The sequence below is a fragment of the Simplicispira hankyongi genome, assembly GCF_003570885.1.
In the GTDB taxonomy this organism is placed as follows: Bacteria; Pseudomonadota; Gammaproteobacteria; order Burkholderiales; family Burkholderiaceae_C; genus Simplicispira; species Simplicispira hankyongi.
Genome location: NZ_QXJC01000003.1, coordinates 103,673 through 121,536 on the forward strand (window position 1 = coordinate 103,673; position 17,864 = coordinate 121,536).

19 protein-coding genes and 1 tRNA gene are annotated in these 17,864 nt (G+C 66.2%); 10 read left to right on the plus strand and 10 right to left on the minus strand.

The features are described from left to right. Window positions 1-52 precede the first annotated feature (52 nt). Window positions 53-2,929 carry a valine--tRNA ligase gene (locus D3F03_RS07180; RefSeq protein WP_119108723.1) on the plus strand — a complete coding sequence of 959 codons (2,877 nt, stop codon included), beginning with the start codon at window positions 53-55 and terminating at the stop codon, window positions 2,927-2,929. A 32-nt stretch (window positions 2,930-2,961) separates the two neighbouring features. Then, window positions 2,962-3,855: a UTP--glucose-1-phosphate uridylyltransferase GalU gene (gene galU, locus D3F03_RS07185; protein WP_119108724.1), complete on the plus strand. Its 894-nt coding sequence runs from the start codon at window positions 2,962-2,964 to the stop codon at window positions 3,853-3,855. 102 nt (window positions 3,856-3,957) lie between these two features. Here galU and D3F03_RS07190 read toward each other — a convergent pair whose 3' ends face one another. The 3 genes from D3F03_RS07190 to cysM form a co-directional block, all read right to left on the minus strand. After that, window positions 3,958-4,185 (minus strand): sulfurtransferase TusA family protein, encoded by a 228-nt coding sequence (locus D3F03_RS07190; RefSeq protein WP_119108725.1) that lies wholly within the window; start codon window positions 4,183-4,185, stop codon window positions 3,958-3,960. Between the two features lie 5 nt (window positions 4,186-4,190). Continuing rightward, window positions 4,191-4,757 (minus strand): NUDIX domain-containing protein, encoded by a 567-nt coding sequence (locus tag D3F03_RS07195; RefSeq protein ID WP_119108726.1) that lies wholly within the window; start codon window positions 4,755-4,757, stop codon window positions 4,191-4,193. Window positions 4,758-4,822: 65 nt separating this feature from the next. Then, a complete protein-coding gene (gene cysM, locus D3F03_RS07200; protein WP_119109429.1) occupies window positions 4,823-5,725 on the minus strand; it encodes a cysteine synthase CysM in 903 nt (300 codons plus the stop codon). Between the two features lie 38 nt (window positions 5,726-5,763). Between cysM and D3F03_RS07205 the strand changes: the two genes are divergently transcribed. Then, window positions 5,764-5,848 (plus strand) — tRNA-Leu (locus D3F03_RS07205). 62 nt (window positions 5,849-5,910) lie between these two features. Here D3F03_RS07205 and D3F03_RS07210 read toward each other — a convergent pair. From D3F03_RS07210 to D3F03_RS07220, 3 genes are all read right to left on the minus strand, one after another. Further along, the gene (locus tag D3F03_RS07210; RefSeq protein ID WP_119108727.1) at window positions 5,911-6,129 is read right to left on the minus strand and encodes a hypothetical protein; all 219 of its coding nucleotides are present in this window, start codon (window positions 6,127-6,129) and stop codon (window positions 5,911-5,913) included. A gap of 27 nt (window positions 6,130-6,156) precedes the next feature. Next, complete coding sequence (locus D3F03_RS07215) at window positions 6,157-6,471, minus strand: hypothetical protein (protein ID WP_119108728.1); 315 nt, start codon at window positions 6,469-6,471, stop codon at window positions 6,157-6,159. A gap of 99 nt (window positions 6,472-6,570) precedes the next feature. Beyond that, entirely contained in the window at window positions 6,571-7,488 is a 918-nt protein-coding gene (locus D3F03_RS07220; protein ID WP_119108729.1) for a LysR substrate-binding domain-containing protein, read from the minus strand. 190 nt (window positions 7,489-7,678) lie between these two features. On the opposite strand from D3F03_RS07220, the gene D3F03_RS07225 reads away from it, so the two are divergent. The 3 genes from D3F03_RS07225 to D3F03_RS07235 all read left to right on the plus strand — a co-directional run bounded on the left by D3F03_RS07225 (window position 7,679) and on the right by D3F03_RS07235 (window position 10,456). After that, the gene (locus tag D3F03_RS07225) at window positions 7,679-8,875 is read left to right on the plus strand and encodes an acyl-CoA dehydrogenase (protein ID WP_119109430.1); all 1,197 of its coding nucleotides are present in this window, start codon (window positions 7,679-7,681) and stop codon (window positions 8,873-8,875) included. A gap of 68 nt (window positions 8,876-8,943) precedes the next feature. Beyond that, window positions 8,944-10,203 carry a CaiB/BaiF CoA transferase family protein gene (locus tag D3F03_RS07230; RefSeq protein WP_119108730.1) on the plus strand — a complete coding sequence of 420 codons (1,260 nt, stop codon included), beginning with the start codon at window positions 8,944-8,946 and terminating at the stop codon, window positions 10,201-10,203. Window positions 10,204-10,243: 40 nt separating this feature from the next. Further along, window positions 10,244-10,456: a hypervirulence associated TUDOR domain-containing protein gene (locus tag D3F03_RS07235; protein WP_119108731.1), complete on the plus strand. Its 213-nt coding sequence runs from the start codon at window positions 10,244-10,246 to the stop codon at window positions 10,454-10,456. A 10-nt stretch (window positions 10,457-10,466) separates the two neighbouring features. Here D3F03_RS07235 and D3F03_RS07240 read toward each other — a convergent pair whose 3' ends face one another. Beyond that, window positions 10,467-10,952, minus strand: coding sequence for a hypothetical protein (locus D3F03_RS07240; RefSeq protein WP_119108732.1), 486 nt, complete (start codon window positions 10,950-10,952; stop codon window positions 10,467-10,469). 82 nt (window positions 10,953-11,034) lie between these two features. Continuing rightward, window positions 11,035-11,676 carry an NAD(P)-dependent oxidoreductase gene (locus D3F03_RS07245; RefSeq protein WP_119108733.1) on the minus strand — a complete coding sequence of 214 codons (642 nt, stop codon included), beginning with the start codon at window positions 11,674-11,676 and terminating at the stop codon, window positions 11,035-11,037. A 122-nt stretch (window positions 11,677-11,798) separates the two neighbouring features. Here D3F03_RS07245 and D3F03_RS07250 point away from each other — a divergent pair, with 122 nt between their 5' ends. Next, window positions 11,799-12,704: a LysR family transcriptional regulator gene (locus D3F03_RS07250; protein ID WP_119108734.1), complete on the plus strand. Its 906-nt coding sequence runs from the start codon at window positions 11,799-11,801 to the stop codon at window positions 12,702-12,704. A 29-nt stretch (window positions 12,705-12,733) separates the two neighbouring features. On the opposite strand, the gene D3F03_RS07255 is transcribed toward D3F03_RS07250, so the two are convergent. Beyond that, entirely contained in the window at window positions 12,734-14,095 is a 1,362-nt protein-coding gene (locus D3F03_RS07255) for a heavy metal sensor histidine kinase (RefSeq protein ID WP_119108735.1), read from the minus strand. Further along, window positions 14,095-14,772 carry a heavy metal response regulator transcription factor gene (locus D3F03_RS07260; protein ID WP_119109431.1) on the minus strand — a complete coding sequence of 226 codons (678 nt, stop codon included), beginning with the start codon at window positions 14,770-14,772 and terminating at the stop codon, window positions 14,095-14,097. The genes D3F03_RS07255 and D3F03_RS07260 overlap by 1 nt, the downstream gene beginning before the upstream one ends. Before the next feature lie 173 nt (window positions 14,773-14,945). On the opposite strand from D3F03_RS07260, the gene D3F03_RS07265 reads away from it, so the two are divergent. Genes D3F03_RS07265 through D3F03_RS07275 form a run of 3 tightly spaced genes read left to right on the plus strand, consistent with a single transcriptional unit; the run spans window position 14,946 to window position 17,864 of the window. Beyond that, complete coding sequence (locus D3F03_RS07265) at window positions 14,946-16,151, plus strand: TolC family protein (protein WP_119108736.1); 1,206 nt, start codon at window positions 14,946-14,948, stop codon at window positions 16,149-16,151. Continuing rightward, window positions 16,148-16,705 (plus strand): hypothetical protein, encoded by a 558-nt coding sequence (locus tag D3F03_RS07270; protein ID WP_119108737.1) that lies wholly within the window; start codon window positions 16,148-16,150, stop codon window positions 16,703-16,705. Before D3F03_RS07265 ends, D3F03_RS07270 begins: the two co-directional genes overlap by 4 nt. 13 nt (window positions 16,706-16,718) lie before the next feature. Then, on the plus strand, window positions 16,719-17,864 hold the full coding sequence (locus tag D3F03_RS07275; RefSeq protein WP_119108738.1) for an efflux RND transporter periplasmic adaptor subunit: 1,146 nt from the start codon (window positions 16,719-16,721) through the stop codon (window positions 17,862-17,864).

The following is a 17,864-nucleotide window of genomic DNA, read 5'->3' on the forward strand; positions in this document are numbered from 1 at the left end:
CCAGCGGCATCCCGAGGGATGCCGTTGTGTTTTTCTGAAGACAGCCCCAGCCATGACCGACCCCGCCCGCCAACCCGGCCTGCAATCCCTGTCCAAATCCTTCGAGCCCGCTGCGCTGGAAGCGCACTGGGGCCCCGAATGGGAAAAGCGCGGCTACGGCAGGGCCGGCGTGCGCGGCACCGGCGTGCCACAGGCCGACGCGCCCTCGTTTGCCATCCAGTTGCCGCCGCCCAATGTGACGGGCACGCTGCACATGGGGCACGCGTTCAACCAGACCATCATGGACAGCCTGACCCGCTACCACCGCATGCGGGGCTTCAACACCGTGTGGGTGCCGGGCACCGACCATGCGGGCATTGCCACGCAGATCGTCGTCGAGCGCCAGTTGCAAGAACAAGGCATCAACCGCCACGACATGGGCCCGACGCCGGATGTGGCGCGCAAGAACTTCGTCGCCAAGGTCTGGGAGTGGAAGGAGCACAGCGGCAACACCATCACCACGCAGATGCGCCGCATGGGCGACAGCGTGGACTGGAGCCGCGAATACTTCACCATGGACGACAAGCTCTCCAAGGTGGTGACCGACACCTTCGTAAAGCTGTACGAGCAGGGCCTGATCTACCGCGGCAAGCGCCTGGTGAACTGGGACCCCAAGCTGCAGTCCGCCGTGTCCGACCTCGAAGTGGAAAACGAGGAAAAAGACGGCTCGTTGTGGCACATCGCCTACCCGCTGGCCGATGGCTCGGGCCAGTTGGTGGTGGCCACCACGCGGCCCGAGACCATGCTGGGCGACGTGGCGGTGATGGTGCACCCCGAGGACGAGCGCTACCAGCACCTGATTGGCAAGATGGTGACGCTGCCCCTGGTGGGGCGCGAGATTCCCGTGATTGCCGACGAGTACGTGGACAAGGCATTCGGCACCGGCGTGGTCAAGGTCACGCCCGCGCACGACCAGAACGACTACGCCGTGGGCCAGCGCCACAAGCTGCCGATGATTTGCGTGCTGACGCTTGCCGCCACCATCAACGATGAGGCGCCCGAAAAGTACCGCGGTATGGACCGCTTTGTCGCCCGCAAAGCCGTGGTGGCCGACCTCGAAGCCATTGGCGCGCTGGTCGAGGTGAAGAAGCACAAGCTCATGGTCCCCATCTGCACGCGCACCGGCCAGGTGGTGGAACCCATGCTGACCGACCAGTGGTTCGTCGCCATGAGCAAGGTGGGCGAAGGCGATACCACCGGCAAAAGCATCGCGCAAAAGGCCATCGACGCCGTCGCCTCGGGCGAAGTGCAGTTCGTGCCCGAAAACTGGGTCAACACCTACAACCAGTGGATGAACAACATCCAGGACTGGTGCATCAGCCGCCAGCTCTGGTGGGGCCACCAGATTCCGGCGTGGTACGACGAGGACGGCAACGTGATCGTGGCGCGCAGCGCAGCCGAAGCGCAAGCCAAGGCGCCCGGCAAAACGCTGCGCCGCGACGAGGACGTGCTCGACACCTGGTACTCATCGGCGCTGGTGCCCTTCAGCACCATGGGTTGGCCGAACCAGGGCGACAGCGCCACTGACGACTTCAACCTGTACCTGCCCAGCAGCGTGCTGGTAACGGGCTACGACATCATCTTCTTCTGGGTGGCCAGGATGATCATGATGACCACGCATTTCACCGGCCGCGTGCCATTCAAGCATGTGTACATCCACGGCCTGGTGCGCGACGCGCAGGGCAAGAAGATGAGCAAGAGCGAGGGCAACGTGCTCGACCCGGTCGACCTGATCGACGGCATTGCGCTGGAGCCCCTGCTCGGCAAGCGCACCACCGGCCTGCGCAGGCCCGAGACCGCGCCCACCGTGCGCAAGAACACGCAAAAGGAATTCCCCGAGGGCATTCCGGCCTACGGCGCCGACGCGCTGCGCTTTACCTTTGCGGCGCTGGCCAGCCTGGGCCGCAGCATCAACTTCGACAGCAAGCGCTGCGAGGGCTACCGCAACTTCTGCAACAAGCTCTGGAACGCCAGCCGCTTCGTGCTGATGAACTGCGAGGGCCAGGACTGCGGGCTGGACACCAGCCACGGCTGCACCGAGGACTACCTGCACTTCAGCCCGTGCGACCGCTGGATCGTCTCGACCCTGCAAAAAACCGAGAGCGACGTCGCCAAGGGCTTTGCCGAATATCGCCTCGACAACGTTGCCAACACGATTTACGACTTCGTCTGGAACGAGTTCTGCGACTGGTACCTGGAAATCGCCAAGGTGCAGATCCAGACCGGCGATGCAGCGCAGCAGCGCGCCACGCGGCGCACGCTGATTCGGGTGCTCGAAGCCATCCTGCGCCTCGCCCACCCCGTCATCCCTTTCATTACCGAGGAGCTCTGGCAGAAGGTAGCGCCTGTCGCCGGCCTGGCGGGTGAATCGGTCTCCATCGCCCGCTACCCTGAGAGCCAGAGCGAAAAAATCGACCAGGAGGCCGATGCCTATGTCGCGCGCCTGAAAGCCTTGGTGGACGCTTGCCGCACGCTGCGTGGCGAAATGAACGTCTCGCCCGCCACGCGCCTGCCGCTGTATGCGCTGGGCGACGCAGAGTTCCTGCGCACGTCGGCACCCGTGCTGCAGGCCCTGGCCAAGCTCTCCGAAGTGCGGGTGTTTGACCAGGAGGCCACCTGGCAAGCCGCCGCCCAGGCGGCGCCGGTGGCGGTGGTCGGCAGCGCGCGCCTGTGCCTGCACATGGAAATTGATGTCACGGCCGAGCGCGCGCGTCTGACAAAAGAAGCCGCTCGCATCGAAGGCGAACTGGGCAAGGCGCGTGCCAAACTGGCCAACGAAGCCTTCGTCGCCAAGGCGCCCGCTGCCGTGCTCGACCAGGAAAGGCGCCGCATGGCCGACTTCACCAGCACGCTTGATCGCCTGCAGGAGCAATTGCAGCGACTGGGCTAGGCATTGCATTGAAGAACCCGCAAAGGATTGTCATGGCCTCCACCCCACACGCCACCGTTCGCAAAGCCGTCTTCCCCGTCGCCGGCCTGGGCACCCGCTTTCTGCCGGCCACCAAGGCCAGCCCGAAGGAAATGCTGCCGGTGGTGGACAAGCCGCTGATTCAGTACGCGGTGGAAGAGGCCTACGCCGCCGGCATCCGCCACATGGTCTTCGTCACCGGGCGCAGCAAGCGCGCCATTGAAGACCATTTCGACACCGCCTATGAGTTGGAAAACGAGCTGGAGACCGCCGGAAAGACCGATCTGCTCGAACTCGTGCGCTCGGTGCAGCCCCGTGACATGGACTGCGCCTTTGTGCGCCAGCCACGCTCGCTCGGCCTGGGCCACGCCGTGCTGTGCGCCGAACCGCTCATCGGCAACGAACCCTTTGCCGTGCTGCTGGCCGACGACCTGATGCGCGGCCCGGTGGGCGGCATGCCCGTGCTGGCGCAAATGGTGCAGGCCTTTCGCCAGCAGGGCCGCTCGGTGATTGCGGTGCAGGAAGTGCCGCAAGAGCAGGTCAACCGCTACGGCATCGTGGCGGGCGAGCCGGCCGGCGGCCCACTGATCCGCATCGACCGCATCGTGGAAAAACCTGCTCCCAAGGATGCGCCATCCCGCATGGGCGTGGCGGGCCGCTACATCCTCACACCGGCCATCTTCGATCAGATCCGCAACCAGCCCACAGGCGCGGGCGGCGAGATCCAGCTCACCGATGCCATCGGGCGCCTGATGGAGCATGAGGCGGTGTATGCCTTCCAGTACGAAGGCAAGCGCTACGACTGCGGCAGCAAGGAAGGCTTCTTGCAGGCCACGGTGGAACTGGCGCTGGAGCACCCGGAAGTGGGGGCTTCGTTTCGCAGCTACCTCAAGACGCTAACGCTTTGAGGCAGGGCGGTTTGCTACTTGTTTGATAGCTTCTAACGCTTGCGTACAAAGCGCTAGAAGCCTATTTGGCTTAATATTTTCTTCAGCGAAGCCAAGGAAAATCTACCGCCGCCGCAACAGGTGGATGTATTCGTCGCCCACCGTCTCCTGCCCCACCAGCTCGTTGCCGGTCTGCTTGGCAAAGGCCTGGAAGTCGCGCACCGAGCCGCTGTCGGTCGCCACCACCTTGAGCACTTGGCCGCTGTCCATATCGGCCAAAGCCTTTTTGGCCTTGAGGATGGGCAGCGGGCAATTGAGGCCCCGGGTATCGATTTCCTTGTCGATGTTCATCGTATTCAGTCCTTTGGCGGCAGATCGAGCCCACGGCGCCGCTCTGCATTTTCTTCGTCCGTGAAAAATACCGGCTCATGCCCGCGGGTGCGCAGCCAGTCGGCCAGCGCGTACCCCGTGCCGGCGGGCCAGCATTTGAGATCCTGCAGATCGTACAGCCGGTAGTCCACCAGTTCGGGCGACAGCCGCACCTGCCCCGTGGCCACCACGTGGTAGGCAATGATGACCTGGTTCATGCGCAGAAATTCATAGGAACCGACCAAGGCGCTGCTCTGCACGTCGAGATTGGTTTCCTCCTTGACCTCGCGCGCGATACCGGCTTGGGGAGATTCACCCGCCTCCATGAAGCCGGTGATCAGCGCAAACATCTTGCCCGGCCAGGCAGCGTTGCGCGCCAGCAGCACCTTGCCGTCGATCTCGACGATGGCAGCGAGCACCGGCGTGGGGTTGTTCCAGTGCGTCCAGCCGCAGGCCGGGCAGCGCAGGCGCTCCACATCGCCGCTGTCTTCTGCCTGGGTAATCAGGGCCAATGGCGTGGCGCAGTGGGTGCAAAAGCGCGTTTCGTACTGCATCGCTTCCTTTTTGATAGCCGGTAGCGCTTATGGATTAAGCGCTAGAGGCCGATTTGACTAAAATTCTAGGCGGGAAAAACGCCGGTGGAGAGGTAGCGATCGCCCCGATCGCACACCACAAAGGCAATCGTCGCATCGTGCTCGCGCAGCGCAATCTGCTGCGCCACCCAGCAGGCGCCCGCCGCCGAGATGCCCGCAAAAATGCCCTCTTCGCGCGCCATGCGGCGGCACATGTCTTCGGCGTCGTCCTGGCTGACCAGTACCAGCTCGTCAATGGCTTTGGCGTCGTAGATGGCAGGCATGTAGGCCTCGGGCCACTTGCGGATGCCGGGAATGCGCGAGCCCTCTTGCGGCTGCGCGCCGATCACCAGAATCTTCGGGTTTTTTTCTTTGAGAAAGCGCGACACCCCGGTGATGGTGCCTGTCGTCCCCATGGCGCTGACGAAGTGCGTGATGCGGCCTTCGGTCTGCTCCCACAGCTCAGGCCCGGTGGTCTCATAGTGGATGCGGGGATTGTCGGGGTTGGCAAATTGGTCCAGCACGCGCCCCTTGCCTTGCTTTTGCATGCCGACCGCCAGATCGCGCGCGTATTCCATGCCGCCGCTCTTGGGCGTGAGGATCAGCTCGGCGCCAAACGCCTTCATGGCCTGGGCACGCTCGGCCGAACCATCTTCGGGCATGACCAGCACCATGCGGTAACCGCGAATCGCCGCCGCCATGGCCAGGGCAATGCCGGTATTGCCCGAGGTCGCCTCGATCAGCGTGTCGCCAGGGCGGATATCGCCGCGCTCCTCGGCACGCCGGATCATCGAGAGCGCCGGCCGATCCTTGACCGAACCGGCAGGGTTGTTGCCTTCGAGCTTGGCCAGCACCACGTTGCGCCGCTCGGCGTTGTCTTGCACACCAATGCGCTGCAGTGCCACCAAGGGCGTTTTTCCTACCGTGTCCTCAATTGTTGGGTATTGCATGCGCCCTACTGTGCCATAATTTGCGGCTGCATACATTTGCCCGGGTGGTGAAATTGGTAGACGCAGGGGACTCAAAATCCCCCGCCGCAAGGCGTGCCGGTTCGATTCCGGCCCCGGGCACCAAATTGAATAAGGCCAGCACTTTTCCAAGTGCTGGCCTTTTTTTGTTGACTACAGCGGGGTGCTTAGCTGTCCTGGCGCCGGATCAGCGTTCGGCCCTTGGGCGTGATGACAAACTCATTGCGCGTATCGCGTGCCACGTAACCGTATTCCAGCAGGCGCCCCGACAAATGCCGGTGCAAAGCCTCAGGAATGCTCAGGGCCTCGCCCATTTCCAGGCGCTTGAGGGCTTCGAGCTCATCGACCGTGGGGTCGTCGTGTACGGGGGTTTGTGTGTGCGGCATGTTTTCTCCTTGTAGATACCTGCCCAATCAAAAGCGAGGCAGATCGCGCAGACCCGGGGTCTTTCCATCGTCTGGAAAGGCAATACTTTCTTCCCAGCCGCCGTGCAGGCTGTCCTGCACTTGCAAAGCCGCAGGCCCGCTGTGCACCAGTTTGCCACCAGACGCCTCGCACACCGCCACTATTTCATCGCCTTCGAGCAACCGGTCAATCACTGCCGCAAGCGGAACGGAGGCTGGCGGCAGATCCCATCCACTGCCATCGCGGGCCAATAAGCCCATCAACACCTGATCGATACGCGGTGCGCCCGAAGGTTCAAAACGCACTGCCGTGATTCCGTACATTCGCTTCCTTCCCTTGGTCTTTGGAACCAGACGCAGCCTACGCGGCTCGCCCGAACGTCGGTGTAGGAAGAGCAGCCGACCGCGAGCTAATGCGTACGGCTACGCCTGCCCCTGCAGCCACTGCAAAAACGCACCGAGTGCCGGGGTGCTTGCCTGGACTGGGGTCACGAGGTAGTAGCCACGCTCACCGCGCAGCGGCTGCGGGCACGCCACCACCAATTCACCGCGCGCCAATTCGGCTTCGATCAGCATGGCCGGCATGAGCGCCACCCCCAGGCCATGCGTGGCGGCGACGGCGAGCATGGAGAACAGCTCGTAGCGCGGGCCTTCCAGCGCGCGTGGTGCCGGCGTTCCCATGGCTTCGAACCACTGGCGCCAGCCGTAGGGGCGCGTGCTTTGCTGAAGCAGCGGCAGTTCGGCCAGCACCTGCGGTGAGACGCCTTGGTGGGCGCGCCCACGGCCGCGCTGCTCAGCGGCCTCCAGCAGCCTGGGGCTGCAGACGGGCAGCACGTCCTCGTGCATCAGCCAATGCGCCTGCGTGCCCGGCCAGTGGGCGACCTGCTCGGGTGTACCGGCATAGAGCGCGGCATCAAAACCGGTATCGGCAAACAAAAAGGGACGTGTGCGGGTGTCGATATGCACCACGATGTCGGGGTGCACGGCGGCAAATTCCGGCAAGCGTGGAATAAGCCAGCGGGTGGCAAAGGTCGGCACCGCCGCCAGCGTGAGCGCGCCGCCATGGCCCTGGTGCGCCATCACGTCGAGCGTGTCGCGCTCAAGCGCCTGCAGGCGCGGGCCGACCTGGCGGGCGTAGCTGCGGCCGGCCGGCGTCAAGGCCACGCCGTGGCGGGTGCGGCGAAACAGCGCCACGCCCAAAAAGTCTTCCAGGCCAAGAATCTGGCGCGACACGGCGCTTTGCGTGAGCGCAAGCTCATCGGCGGCGCGGGTGTAACTTTCGTGGCGCGCAGCGGCGTCGAAACAGGCCAGGGCCTGGGTAGAGGGAAGGGTGCGGCGCATGGGCGAGCAACGAGGGTTTGGCGGACCATATTCTGAGGCAAACAGGCCGCTTGTATGACACAACCGCATAACTGAGTTCCATATTCTCGCTTGCGGCGTATGGCACAAGGCTTCTACCATGGCGCACCATTCGCATTTAATGCGTTTTTTGCACATCAACCCACTCACCCAAAACCCACCGGAGACCACCATGGCCCACGCCACTTTTCATTGGGACGACCCCTTCTTGCTCGACCAGCAACTGAGCGACGACGAGCGCATGGTGCGCAATGCCGCTGCCGCCTACTGCCAGGACAAGCTGGCACCGCGCGTGCTCGAAGCCTTCCGCCACGAACGCATGGACACCGGCATCTTTCGCGAGATGGGCGAAGTCGGCCTGCTCGGCCCCACCATCCCCGAGCAGTACGGCGGCCCGGGGCTGAATTACGTGGCCTATGGGCTGATTGCCCGCGAAATCGAGCGCGTCGATTCGGGCTACCGCTCCATGGCCAGCGTGCAGAGTTCATTGGTGATGGTGCCAATATTTGAATTCGGCACCGAGGCGCAGCGCCAGAAATACCTGCCCAAACTGGCCAGCGGCGAATGGATCGGCTGCTTCGGCCTGACCGAGCCCGACCACGGCTCGGACCCTGGCAGCATGGCCAGCCGCGCGAAGAAGGTGGCGGGCGGCTATGAGCTTTCGGGCAGCAAGATGTGGATCACCAACAGCCCGGTGGCCGACGTGTTTGTCGTTTGGGCCAAGGAAGTGAGCGAGGCCGGTGCCGTCGGGCCGATTCGCGGCTTCATTCTCGACAAGGGCATGAAAGGCCTCTCAGCCCCCGCCATCCACGGCAAGGTGGGCTTGCGGGCCAGCGTGACGGGTGAGATCGTCATGGACAAGGTGTTTGTGCCTGAAGACAACGCCTTCCCTGAGGTGCAGGGTTTGAAGGGCCCTTTCACCTGCCTCAACAGTGCGCGCTACGGCATCGCCTGGGGCGCATTGGGCGCGGCAGAGTTCTGCTGGCACACCTCGCGCCAGTACACGCTGGACCGCAAACAGTTCGGCCGGCCCCTGGCCGCCAACCAGCTGATCCAGAAAAAGCTCGCCGACATGCAGACCGAAATCGCCCTGGGCCTGCAAGGGTGCCTGCGCCTGGGGCGCATGAAGGACGAAGGCACGGCCGCCGTCGAAGCCACTTCGATCATCAAGCGCAACAGTTGCGGCAAGGCGCTCGACATTGCCCGCATGGCACGCGACATGATGGGCGGCAACGGCATCAGCGACGAGTTCGGCGTGGCCCGGCATCTGGTGAACCTGGAAGTGGTCAACACCTACGAGGGCACGCACGATGTGCACGCGCTGATCCTGGGCCGCGCTATCACGGGCATTGCCGCCTTTGCGAATTAAAACTTTAAGAGAAATTGGCCTCTAGCGCTTACCCCATAAGCGCAGTCAGCTATCTTTTTAAAAGCATCATGAGCCCTACTTCCAACCCCGCAGGCGCCCTGGACGGCATCCGCGTGCTCGACCTCTCACGCGTGCTGGCCGGCCCCTGGTGCACGCAAATACTGGCGGACCTGGGCGCCGACGTGGTCAAGATCGAGCGGCCCGGCGCCGGGGACGACACGCGCCACTGGGGCCCGCCCTTTCTGAAGGACGCCGACGGCCACGACACCGACCAGGCCAGCTACTACACCGCCTGCAACCGCAACAAGCGCTCGGTCACGCTGGACATCGCGACGCCCGAGGGCCAGGCGCTGATCCGCCAGATGGCACTGCAGGCCGACGTGCTGGTGGAGAACTTCAAGGTGGGCGGGCTGGCGCAGTACGGCCTGGACCACGCCAGCCTGATGGCGCTGAACCCGCGCCTGATCTACTGCTCGGTCACCGGCTTCGGCCAGGATGGGCCCTATGCCGAGCGCGCCGGCTACGACCTGATGATCCAGGCCATGACCGGGATGATGAGCATCACCGGTCGGCCGGACAGCGAGAGTGGCGGCGGGCCACTGCGGGTCGGCGTGGCGCTGACGGACCTATTCACCGGCGTTTATGCCAGCAGCGCCATCCTGGCCGCCATCCACGTGCGCCACAGCACCGGGCAGGGGCAGCACATCGATATGGCCTTGCTCGACGTGGGCATGGCCATCCTTGCCAACCAGGCATCCGGCTTTTTGGCTACGGGCGTGGCCCCCATGCGGCAGGGCAACAGCCACCCCAGCCTGGCGCCCTATCAGGACTTCGCCACGCTGGACGGCGCCATGCTGCTGGCCATCGGCAACGACGGCCAATTCGCCCGTTTCTGCCAGGCCGCCGGCCACCCGGAATGGGCCAAAGACCCCCGCTTTGCCAGCAACACCTTGCGCGTGCGCCACCGCGGCGACCTGATCCCCGCGATGGAAGCAGTCACGCGCACCCGCAGCACCGCCGACTGGGTGACGCTGTTGGAGGGCATTGCCGTTCCCTGCGGCCCCATCAACGACATTGCCCAGGCGTTTGCCGACCCCCAGGTGCAAGCGCGCGGCCTGGCCGTTGCGCTGCCCCGCTGGAAGAGCGGCGACGCGCCCGATGGTGTGGCGACGATCACCGGCGTGGCCAGCCCGCTGCGCCTCTCCGGCAACCCGCCGGTGCTGCGCAACGCACCGCCGGCGCTGGGCCAGCACACCGAGGAAGTGCTGCAGGAGCTGGGGCTGGATGCCACGCGCATCGAACAACTGCGCGCCAGCGGAGTGATTTGAGCCAGCCTGTCGCACGCTCCCCCAACGCCAGGACCACGCCATGCCTTCAAGCTTCAAAGTGGGTGACCACGTCACCTGGAATTCCGAAGCCGGCCACGTCAGCGGCCACATCACCAAGGTGCACACAAAGGACTTCGACTACAAAGGCCACACGCACCGCGCCAGTGAAGATGAGCCGCAGTACGAAATCAAGAGCGACAAAACGGACCACATCGCCGCGCACAAGGGCGCAGCGTTGAAGAAAATCGCGTAAATCCTGGCGCTCAGCGCGGGCGCTCAAACCCGCTGTGCGCCCACTGCAGGGCACTGTCCACGGTCAGCTTGAAGGTGGGCGGGACGGCTACCCGCGCCAGCTCCAAGCCCAAGGCATCCTCCGCGCTCAGCGTGGCCGTGGCGCCCTCTTCGTCGGGCACGATCGCAAGCAGCACCCGGACGCGCTCGCCCCCAAACGTGACCGTGACGTTCTTGTTCAGCTGCGCATGCAACTGTTGCTCGTGGCGGCGCAGCACTTCGCTGGCGGTCTTGACCAGGGTGTTGAAGGCGTTCACATCCAGCGGCTTGGGGTTTTTCTTGTCGCGCCCCATGGTCCAGGGGCCCACCAGCGCAGGTTCGTCTTCGCCCTGCAAGGTCATGGCCACGGCCCAGCCGTCGTCGTCTTCGTTCTTGATGACCTGCGCTGTCCAGCGCCCATCGCTCCACTGGCGGGCTTCCTGGATGGGGGGCGGTGTGTCGTGGGGGGTATCGGGCATAAGAAAAGGCGCGCAGAACGGGGCAAAGGTGCAGAGCATACGCACCACCGCAGCGCCCACCCTGTCGCCGGGCGCCCGTGGCTCAGCTGGCCACGGTAAACCGCTGCTGCACGTGGCGGGGCGTTTCGAGTTCATCGACGATGGCCACGGCAAGGTCTGCCACGCTGATGCCACCGGGCTGGTCGCCGTTCATCAGGGGCGCGTCAACGCCCAGGCGGTACTGGCCCGTGCGCTCACCCGGGGCCAGCAGGATGGGAGGCGAGAGAAACGTCCAGGCTAGGGTGCTCTCGCTGCGGATCAGGTTCAGCGCTTCGCGCGCCGCAAGCGCACCCTGTTTGTAGTCAGCCGGGAAACCGGGGGTGTCCACCAACTGCACACCAGGCGCCACAAACAGGCTGCCCGCACCGCCCACCACCAGCAGGCGGCGCACGCCCGACTGCCGGGTGCCCGCGTAAATGGCGCGCGTGCCCTTGAGAAACTCGTCATAAATGTCGGGGCGGCCCCAGCCCGGGTTGTAAGCGCTGACGACGGCATCGTGGCCCGCCACGGCCTTGGCGACCTGGGCGGTGTCTTGCGCATCGGCGGCCACCACGGAAAGGCCTTCGCGGGCAGAGAGCTTGGCGGGGTTGCGCGCCAGCACGGTCACGCGGTGGCCGCGTTGCAGCAACTCCGTGAGTACGGCCGTGCCGACAAAGCCGGTGGCACCAATCAAGGCGATGTTCATAGGGGTTCCTCATTCATTAAAAAGTGCTGATGCGTGAGAATAAGAGCTTGTCAAAGCCGGCGGTAGGCGGCTAAAAACACCTTTTGTTTGAAGCTGTACTTCACAATCAACGCACCAACCCCATGGATGACCTCAAACGCATGGCCGTTTTTGCGGCCGTGGTGCAGCACGGTTCGATGAGTGGCGCTGCCCGGGCACTGGGCATGAGCACGTCGGCCGTGAGCCAGCAGGTGCGCAAGCTCGAACGCGATGGCGGCGTCACGCTGCTGCACCGCTCCACGCGCAAGCTGGCGCTGACCGACGCCGGCCAGCGCTACCACGCAGGCTGCGCAGCCATGTGGGCGGCGGCCGAGCAGGCACGGGCCGAGCTGGCAGCCTCGCGCGACGCACCCAGCGGCGAGCTGCGCCTGTCGGCCACGGTGGGTTTTGCGCGCCACGTGGCTCCCGCACTGGGCGCTCTGCTGGCAGCCCACCCAGCCCTGCGACTGCGGCTGCTGGTGGACGACGCGCCGATCGACCTCATCAACACCCGCATTGACCTGGCCGTGCGCTTTGGCCGCCTGCAGGACTCCACCTGGGCAGCCCGGCGTCTGGGCGGTATGCAGTGGTGGCTGTGCGCAGCACCCGCCTGGGTGGCCACGCACGGCCTGCCGCAGCACCCGGACGCGCTGCTCTCACAAAGCTGGCTGGGCTTTGCGCGCGAGGGCAGAGGGCTGGTGATGGATCTGCACAGCCCCACAGGTGAACCACGGGCGCTGCGCGTGGAGCCACGCATTGCCAGCAACAACCAGTTGTCGATCCAGCAGATGTGCGAGGCCGGGCTGGGCCTGGCACTGATGGGCAGCATGGACGTGCAAGAGGCGCTGCAGGCCGGCCGGCTGGTGCGGCTGCTGCCCGATTGGTCGTTTGGCACGCTCGCCATCTGGGCCGTGACGCCCCAGCGCGACGCCCAACCGGCCAAGGTCCGCATGGCGATTGCCGCCCTGCACCGCTATTTCCAGCAACTGCCTGGTGCAGGTTATTTCTGAAAATCCTGCGCCGCCCGGTCAACCCGCCGTCAGAACGGAAAGCGCAGGCTAAAAGAAGTGCTGCCCGGCTGCGAGGCGACCGCTACATCGCCCTTGTGCGCACGCAGGATCGCCTGCGTGATGGCCAGGCCCAGCCCGGTTCCCTCGCCCGAGGCGTGCTGGCGCGACGGATCGGCCCGGTAAAAGCGCTCGAACAGCCGGGCCAGGTGCTGCGCGGGAATCATCTCACCTGTGTTCTCCACCGTGAGCGACAGTAGGCCTTCCTGCCGAACGATGGTCACGGCAACATGCCCCCCGGCTGGGGTATGGCGCAGCGCGTTGGACAGCAGGTTGTTCAGCGCCCTGCGCAGCATGAGCCGGTCGCCCTGCACCACGCCCGCGCCTTGCATTTCCAGCCGAATCGTTCTTTCGTCGGCCAGCGCCTCGTAGAAGTCAAACAGGTCATGCACCTCACGGGCCAAATCCACCGGCTCGCGGTGCACGATGGCCAGGCCGTTCTCGGCCTTGGCCAGAAACAACATGTCGGAAATCATCCGGGCCAGGCGCTCATGCTCCTCTGCATTCGACTCCAGGATGTCGCGGTAGCTGTCCGCGTCACGTGGCCGGCTCAATGCCACCTGGGTCTGCATCATCAGGTTGCTGATGGGGGTGCGCAACTCGTGCGCCAGATCCGAAGAAAAATCGGACAGCCGCCGAAAGGCATCCTCCAGGCGTTCGAGCATCTCGTTCAGCGTGGTGGCCAGGTCGGCCAGCTCGGCCGGTACGGCCTGGGTCGGCAGCCGCCGGTCCAGGCTTTGTGCCGTGACAGCGGCGGCCTGCTCGCGCATGGCGCGCAAAGGCGCCAGCCCGCGCCGCGCGGCCACCCAGCCGAGCAGCCCCATCAAGAGCATGGCCCCGGCAATGAAGCGCCAGAGCGTACGCCGGAAGCTGCGCATGAACCTATCGTGGTGCGCGGTATCGACGGCAAGAATCAGTTCGATGGGCCCATCGCCAGCACCCGGCAGCACCCTGGCCAGGCCGTGGAAGCTGCGGCCCCCGGCGTTCCAGCGCAAAACCTCGGTGGCATTACCCAACGGGGCCGGGAACTGGACGCCAGGCGAAGCCAACCACAGGCGGCCCTGCGGCCCGCGCACCTGCATCACCAGCTCGCTGTGGCCCGCAAACGTCGCCGAGAGGCGCTCGGCCACCACCTCGCGCCGCAGGGGCTGCTCCATCGCCGCGATGACATGCGCGGCATGCTCGATCTTGCCCGCCACCTCTTCGCGGTCGAGGTCCTCGAAATGCGAGGCGATGGTGCTGGCCACCAGCCAGCCCAAGGCCAGCAGCACCGCGCCCGAGCCCAGGGTGAACAGCAGCGTCAGGCGCACCGTCAGCGGAACGCGCCAGCGCATCAGCCAGGTACCTCCAGCACATAGCCCATGCCGCGCACGGTGCGGATCAACTTGGGCTCAAAGGCGTCGTCCATCTTGGCGCGCAGGCGCCGCATGGCCACCTCGATCACGTTGGTGTCGCTGTCGAAATTCATGTCCCAGACCTGCGAGGCAATCAGCGAACGCGGCAGCACTTCGCCCTGCCGGCGCAGCAGCAATTCAAGCAGCGCGAATTCCTTGGCTGTCAAATCAATGCGGTGCCCGGCACGCTGGGCGCGTCGGCGCAGCAGGTCCAGCTCCAGGTCGGCGATGCGCAGCACCGTGGCTTCGAGCCCGGCTTTGCCGCGCCGCAGCAGCGTACGCACCCGCGCCAGGAACTCGGAAAATGCAAACGGCTTGACGAGATAGTCGTCTGCGCCCAGCTCCAGTCCCTTGACGCGGTCCTCCACCTGGTCACGCGCCGTCAGAAACAACACCGGCAGCTCGCTGCCGCTGCGCCGCAGGGCTTCGAGCAGTTGCCAGCCGTTCAGGCCGGGCAGCATGACATCGAGGATCAAAAGGTCGTGATCGCCCGTGAGTGCCAGGTGCAGGCCATCGGTGCCGGTGCGCGCCAGATCGACCAGGAAGCCGGCTTCCGACAGTCCCTGGCGCAGGTAGTCCCCGGTTTTGGTCTCGTCTTCGACGATCAGCACTTTCATGCGCCAGATTGTGCCGGCCCGCGGCAGCAAGCGGCGCCACCTTACCAATTTGTAATGCGGCGGAAATCTGGCCGTGGGGGTCGCCCCGGCACCATCGCGTTCGCCTTGAAACCCGTGGCATCGCCGGCCCAGCGCCCGCTGATGCCACCAAGAACAACGAGCCAGGAACCCTTATGAAAACTGCGAGCGCCCTGGCCCTTGGCCTGGTGGCCGTCCTTGTCTCCCTACCGCTGGGCGCGCAGACCCTGGGCGATGCCTTGTCCAACGCGCTGGCCAGCCACCCTGCGGCCGTTGCCGGCGCGGCGCGTGCCGAAGCTGCCGATCTGCTCGTCGAAGCGGCAGACAGCCTGACACCGCGCCCGCCGTCCGCCTCGCTGGCCACGCTCAGCGACCGCCTGGGCTCCCACTACGGAAGGCAGGAATGGGAGCTGGAACTTGCCGCCCCGCTGTGGCTGCCGGGCCAGAAGGCCAGCCAGGCAGCACTTGCCGCAAGCGCCCGCGACGCGCTGCGCGCCAGCCAGCAACTGCTGCGCCTGCAACTGGCCGGCGAGCTGCGCGAAGCCTGGTGGGCGGTGGCGGCCGCGCGCAATGGCGAGCAACTGGCACAGCGCCGTGCGCACACCGCCGCCAGCCTGGAGGCGGACGTGCAGCGCCGCTTTCAGGCAGGTGAGCTCGCGCGCGTGGACGCCAACCTGGCACAGAGTGAAAACCTGGACGCCCAAGCCGCATTGGCCACGGCCCGCTCAGAGCGTCTGCAGGCCGAGCAGGTTTTCCACACCTTGAGCGGCATGGCCGCGCCCGCCGTGCTGGCGCCCGAACCAGCGCCGACAGTGGGCGTCGCCCCTGCGGCGATACATCCCCAACTCGCTGTCGACCGGGCCGCTGTGCAACTGGCGCGCGCCCGGTTGGTGGTGGCCGACGCGACACCGCGGGAAGCGCCCGAACTGGCGCTGCGCGTGCTGCGCGAGCGCAGTGCCCGCAGCGACCCGTATGCGAATGCGCTGGGCATCAAGCTCACCATCCCCTTTTCGCCGGGCCCGCGCGCCCGCCAGGAAAGTGCGGCCGCGCGCGCCGAACTTGTACAGGCCGAAGCCCAGGTGGCGCTGCAGGAGCGCAAGCTGACCCAGGAGACGGCCAAGGCCCACCGCGAGCGGGCGGTGGCCCAACAGCAACTGGGCATGGCCCGCGAGCGCCTGGCGCTCACGGCGGACAGCCTAGCGCTGGCCGAAAAGAGCTTTCACCTGGGTGAATCTGATCTCGTGGCCTTGCTGCGCGCCCGCGCCGTGGCGCAGGAAGCCGAGGCAAGCCTGCAGCGCGAGGAGATCGCGCTGGCCGCCTCGCAGTCCCGTTTGAACCAGTCCCTGGGAGTTCTTCCGTGAAGTTTTTGCGCATCTTTTGTGTCGCCGTGGCCCTGGCGGTCCCGCCCCTCACAAGCCATGCCCATGGCGGTGAGGACCACGGTAACGCCCCGGCACCGGCCCCAGTGGCCTCGGCCGCCCCGCGCGCCCAGGCACAGTCGGAAGACTTTGAACTGGTAGCCGAAGTGCAGGGGCAGGGGCAAGCGCTGGTGCTGTTTCTGGACCGATTTGACAGCAACGCACCTGTCGTCGGAGCCCAGGTGGAGGTAGACGGTGGTGGCCCGCCGACCATGGCTGCCGAGACGGCGCCAGGCGTCTACCGCGTGGCGGCTGGCCCCTGGACCCAGCCAGGTCGCCACGCGCTCACCGTGTCGGTGCAGGCCGGCGACACCGCAGACCTGCTCAGCGCCACGCTGGACGTTCCCGCTGCGGCGGCCGCCGCGCCCGCGGCACCCCTGGCCGTTGGCTCGCCCGCGACCACCAAGCGCAGCCTCTGGGCGCTTGCCGGAGCACTGGCACTGGCTGCGCTGGGCGGTTTCACCTGGCTGCGCCGCCGCACCTCCACCTCTTCCTGACGCAGGACATCCCATGAAGAACCCCCACCTCGCCCTCATGGCGGGCAGCGCACTGCTCGTGCTCACCGGCCACGCTGGGGCCCACGGCGACGAAGACCACAACCAGAGCACGCCGCCCGCCGCCATCGCCACCGTGACCACCGCCGCCGCGATGCCCGGAACATCTACCGCGCCCCAGCGCCTGGAGGATGGCAGCTTGTTCGTCCCCAAGGCGGTGCAGCGGCAACTGGGTCTGCGCACCCGCGTGGCGGTGGTGCAGGAGCTGGCGGTCACAGTGGAATTGGCCGGCAAGGTCGTGGCCGACGCACGTGCCGGGGGCCTGGTGCAGGCGGGCCAGGCCGGGCGCGTGGAGGCCACCAGTGCCGGCCTGCCGGTACTGGGCCAGGCCGTGCACAAAGGCGAACTGCTGGCGCAACTGCGGCCGGTGCTCAGCAGCATGGAGCGCGGCAGCAATCTGGCGCAGATCGCCGAGATCACGGCCCAACTCGCGATTGCCGAGCGCAAGGTGGCGCGCTACGCGCAACTCGAAGGCGCTGTGCCGCAGGCCACCATAGACGCGGCACGCCTGGAACGCGACGCCCTGCGCCAGCGCCGCAGCGCGCTGGGCAGCGGTCTGAACCAGGCCGAAGCCCTGCGCGCGCCCATTTCGGGCGTGGTGAGCGCCGCCCACGCCGTCGCCGGCCAGGTGGTGGACGCAAAAGACGTGCTGTTCGAGGTGGTTGACCCGGCGCGGCTGTCGGTCGAAGCCCTGGCCTATGACCCCCTGCCGGCCAGCGGTGTGGCCCGGGCCAGCGCCGCCGTGCCCGGCGGCGCACTCGATCTGGCCTACGTGGGCAGCGGGCAGCAACTGCGCGAGCAGGCCCAGGTGCTGCTGTTTCGCGTGCAGCCGGGTGGCCCGGCCGTGGCGGTGGGGCAGCCGCTGACGGTGCTCGCCACCACGGCAGGGCGCGTACACGGCGCGGCGGTTCCGCGCAGTGCGCTCGTCAAGACCGCCACCGGAGGGGCCGCCGTGTGGGTGCACACCGCGGCCGAGCGCTTCGTGCAACGCCCGGTGACAGCGCAGGCGCTGGGCGCCCTGGAGCTTGCCGTCACCCAGGGCCTGGCCCAAGGCGAGCGTGTGGTGACCGATGGGGCCGCGCTGCTGGCCCAGGTGCGCTGA

Excerpts from the sequence above, each read along its gene's own strand:
- D3F03_RS07225 (WP_119109430.1), top strand. The coding sequence starts at position 7,679 with ATGGCCCACGCCACTTTTCATTGGGACGACCCCTTCTTGCTCGACCAG.
- D3F03_RS07220 (WP_119108729.1), bottom strand. The coding sequence starts at position 7,488 with ATGCGCCGCACCCTTCCCTCTACCCAGGCCCTGGCCTGTTTCGACGCC.
- D3F03_RS07190 (WP_119108725.1), bottom strand. The coding sequence starts at position 4,185 with ATGAACATCGACAAGGAAATCGATACCCGGGGCCTCAATTGCCCGCTG.
- D3F03_RS07195 (WP_119108726.1), bottom strand. The coding sequence starts at position 4,757 with ATGCAGTACGAAACGCGCTTTTGCACCCACTGCGCCACGCCATTGGCC.
- D3F03_RS07250 (WP_119108734.1), top strand. The coding sequence starts at position 11,799 with ATGGATGACCTCAAACGCATGGCCGTTTTTGCGGCCGTGGTGCAGCAC.
- galU (WP_119108724.1), top strand. The coding sequence starts at position 2,962 with ATGGCCTCCACCCCACACGCCACCGTTCGCAAAGCCGTCTTCCCCGTC.
- D3F03_RS07255 (WP_119108735.1), bottom strand. The coding sequence starts at position 14,095 with ATGCGCTGGCGCGTTCCGCTGACGGTGCGCCTGACGCTGCTGTTCACC.
- D3F03_RS07210 (WP_119108727.1), bottom strand. The coding sequence starts at position 6,129 with ATGCCGCACACACAAACCCCCGTACACGACGACCCCACGGTCGATGAG.
- D3F03_RS07275 (WP_119108738.1), top strand. The coding sequence starts at position 16,719 with ATGAAGAACCCCCACCTCGCCCTCATGGCGGGCAGCGCACTGCTCGTG.
- D3F03_RS07180 (WP_119108723.1), top strand. The coding sequence starts at position 53 with ATGACCGACCCCGCCCGCCAACCCGGCCTGCAATCCCTGTCCAAATCC.
- D3F03_RS07260 (WP_119109431.1), bottom strand. The coding sequence starts at position 14,772 with ATGAAAGTGCTGATCGTCGAAGACGAGACCAAAACCGGGGACTACCTG.
- D3F03_RS07245 (WP_119108733.1), bottom strand. The coding sequence starts at position 11,676 with ATGAACATCGCCTTGATTGGTGCCACCGGCTTTGTCGGCACGGCCGTA.
- D3F03_RS07240 (WP_119108732.1), bottom strand. The coding sequence starts at position 10,952 with ATGCCCGATACCCCCCACGACACACCGCCCCCCATCCAGGAAGCCCGC.
- D3F03_RS07265 (WP_119108736.1), top strand. The coding sequence starts at position 14,946 with ATGAAAACTGCGAGCGCCCTGGCCCTTGGCCTGGTGGCCGTCCTTGTC.
- D3F03_RS07235 (WP_119108731.1), top strand. The coding sequence starts at position 10,244 with ATGCCTTCAAGCTTCAAAGTGGGTGACCACGTCACCTGGAATTCCGAA.
- D3F03_RS07215 (WP_119108728.1), bottom strand. The coding sequence starts at position 6,471 with ATGTACGGAATCACGGCAGTGCGTTTTGAACCTTCGGGCGCACCGCGT.
- D3F03_RS07230 (WP_119108730.1), top strand. The coding sequence starts at position 8,944 with ATGAGCCCTACTTCCAACCCCGCAGGCGCCCTGGACGGCATCCGCGTG.
- cysM (WP_119109429.1), bottom strand. The coding sequence starts at position 5,725 with ATGCAATACCCAACAATTGAGGACACGGTAGGAAAAACGCCCTTGGTG.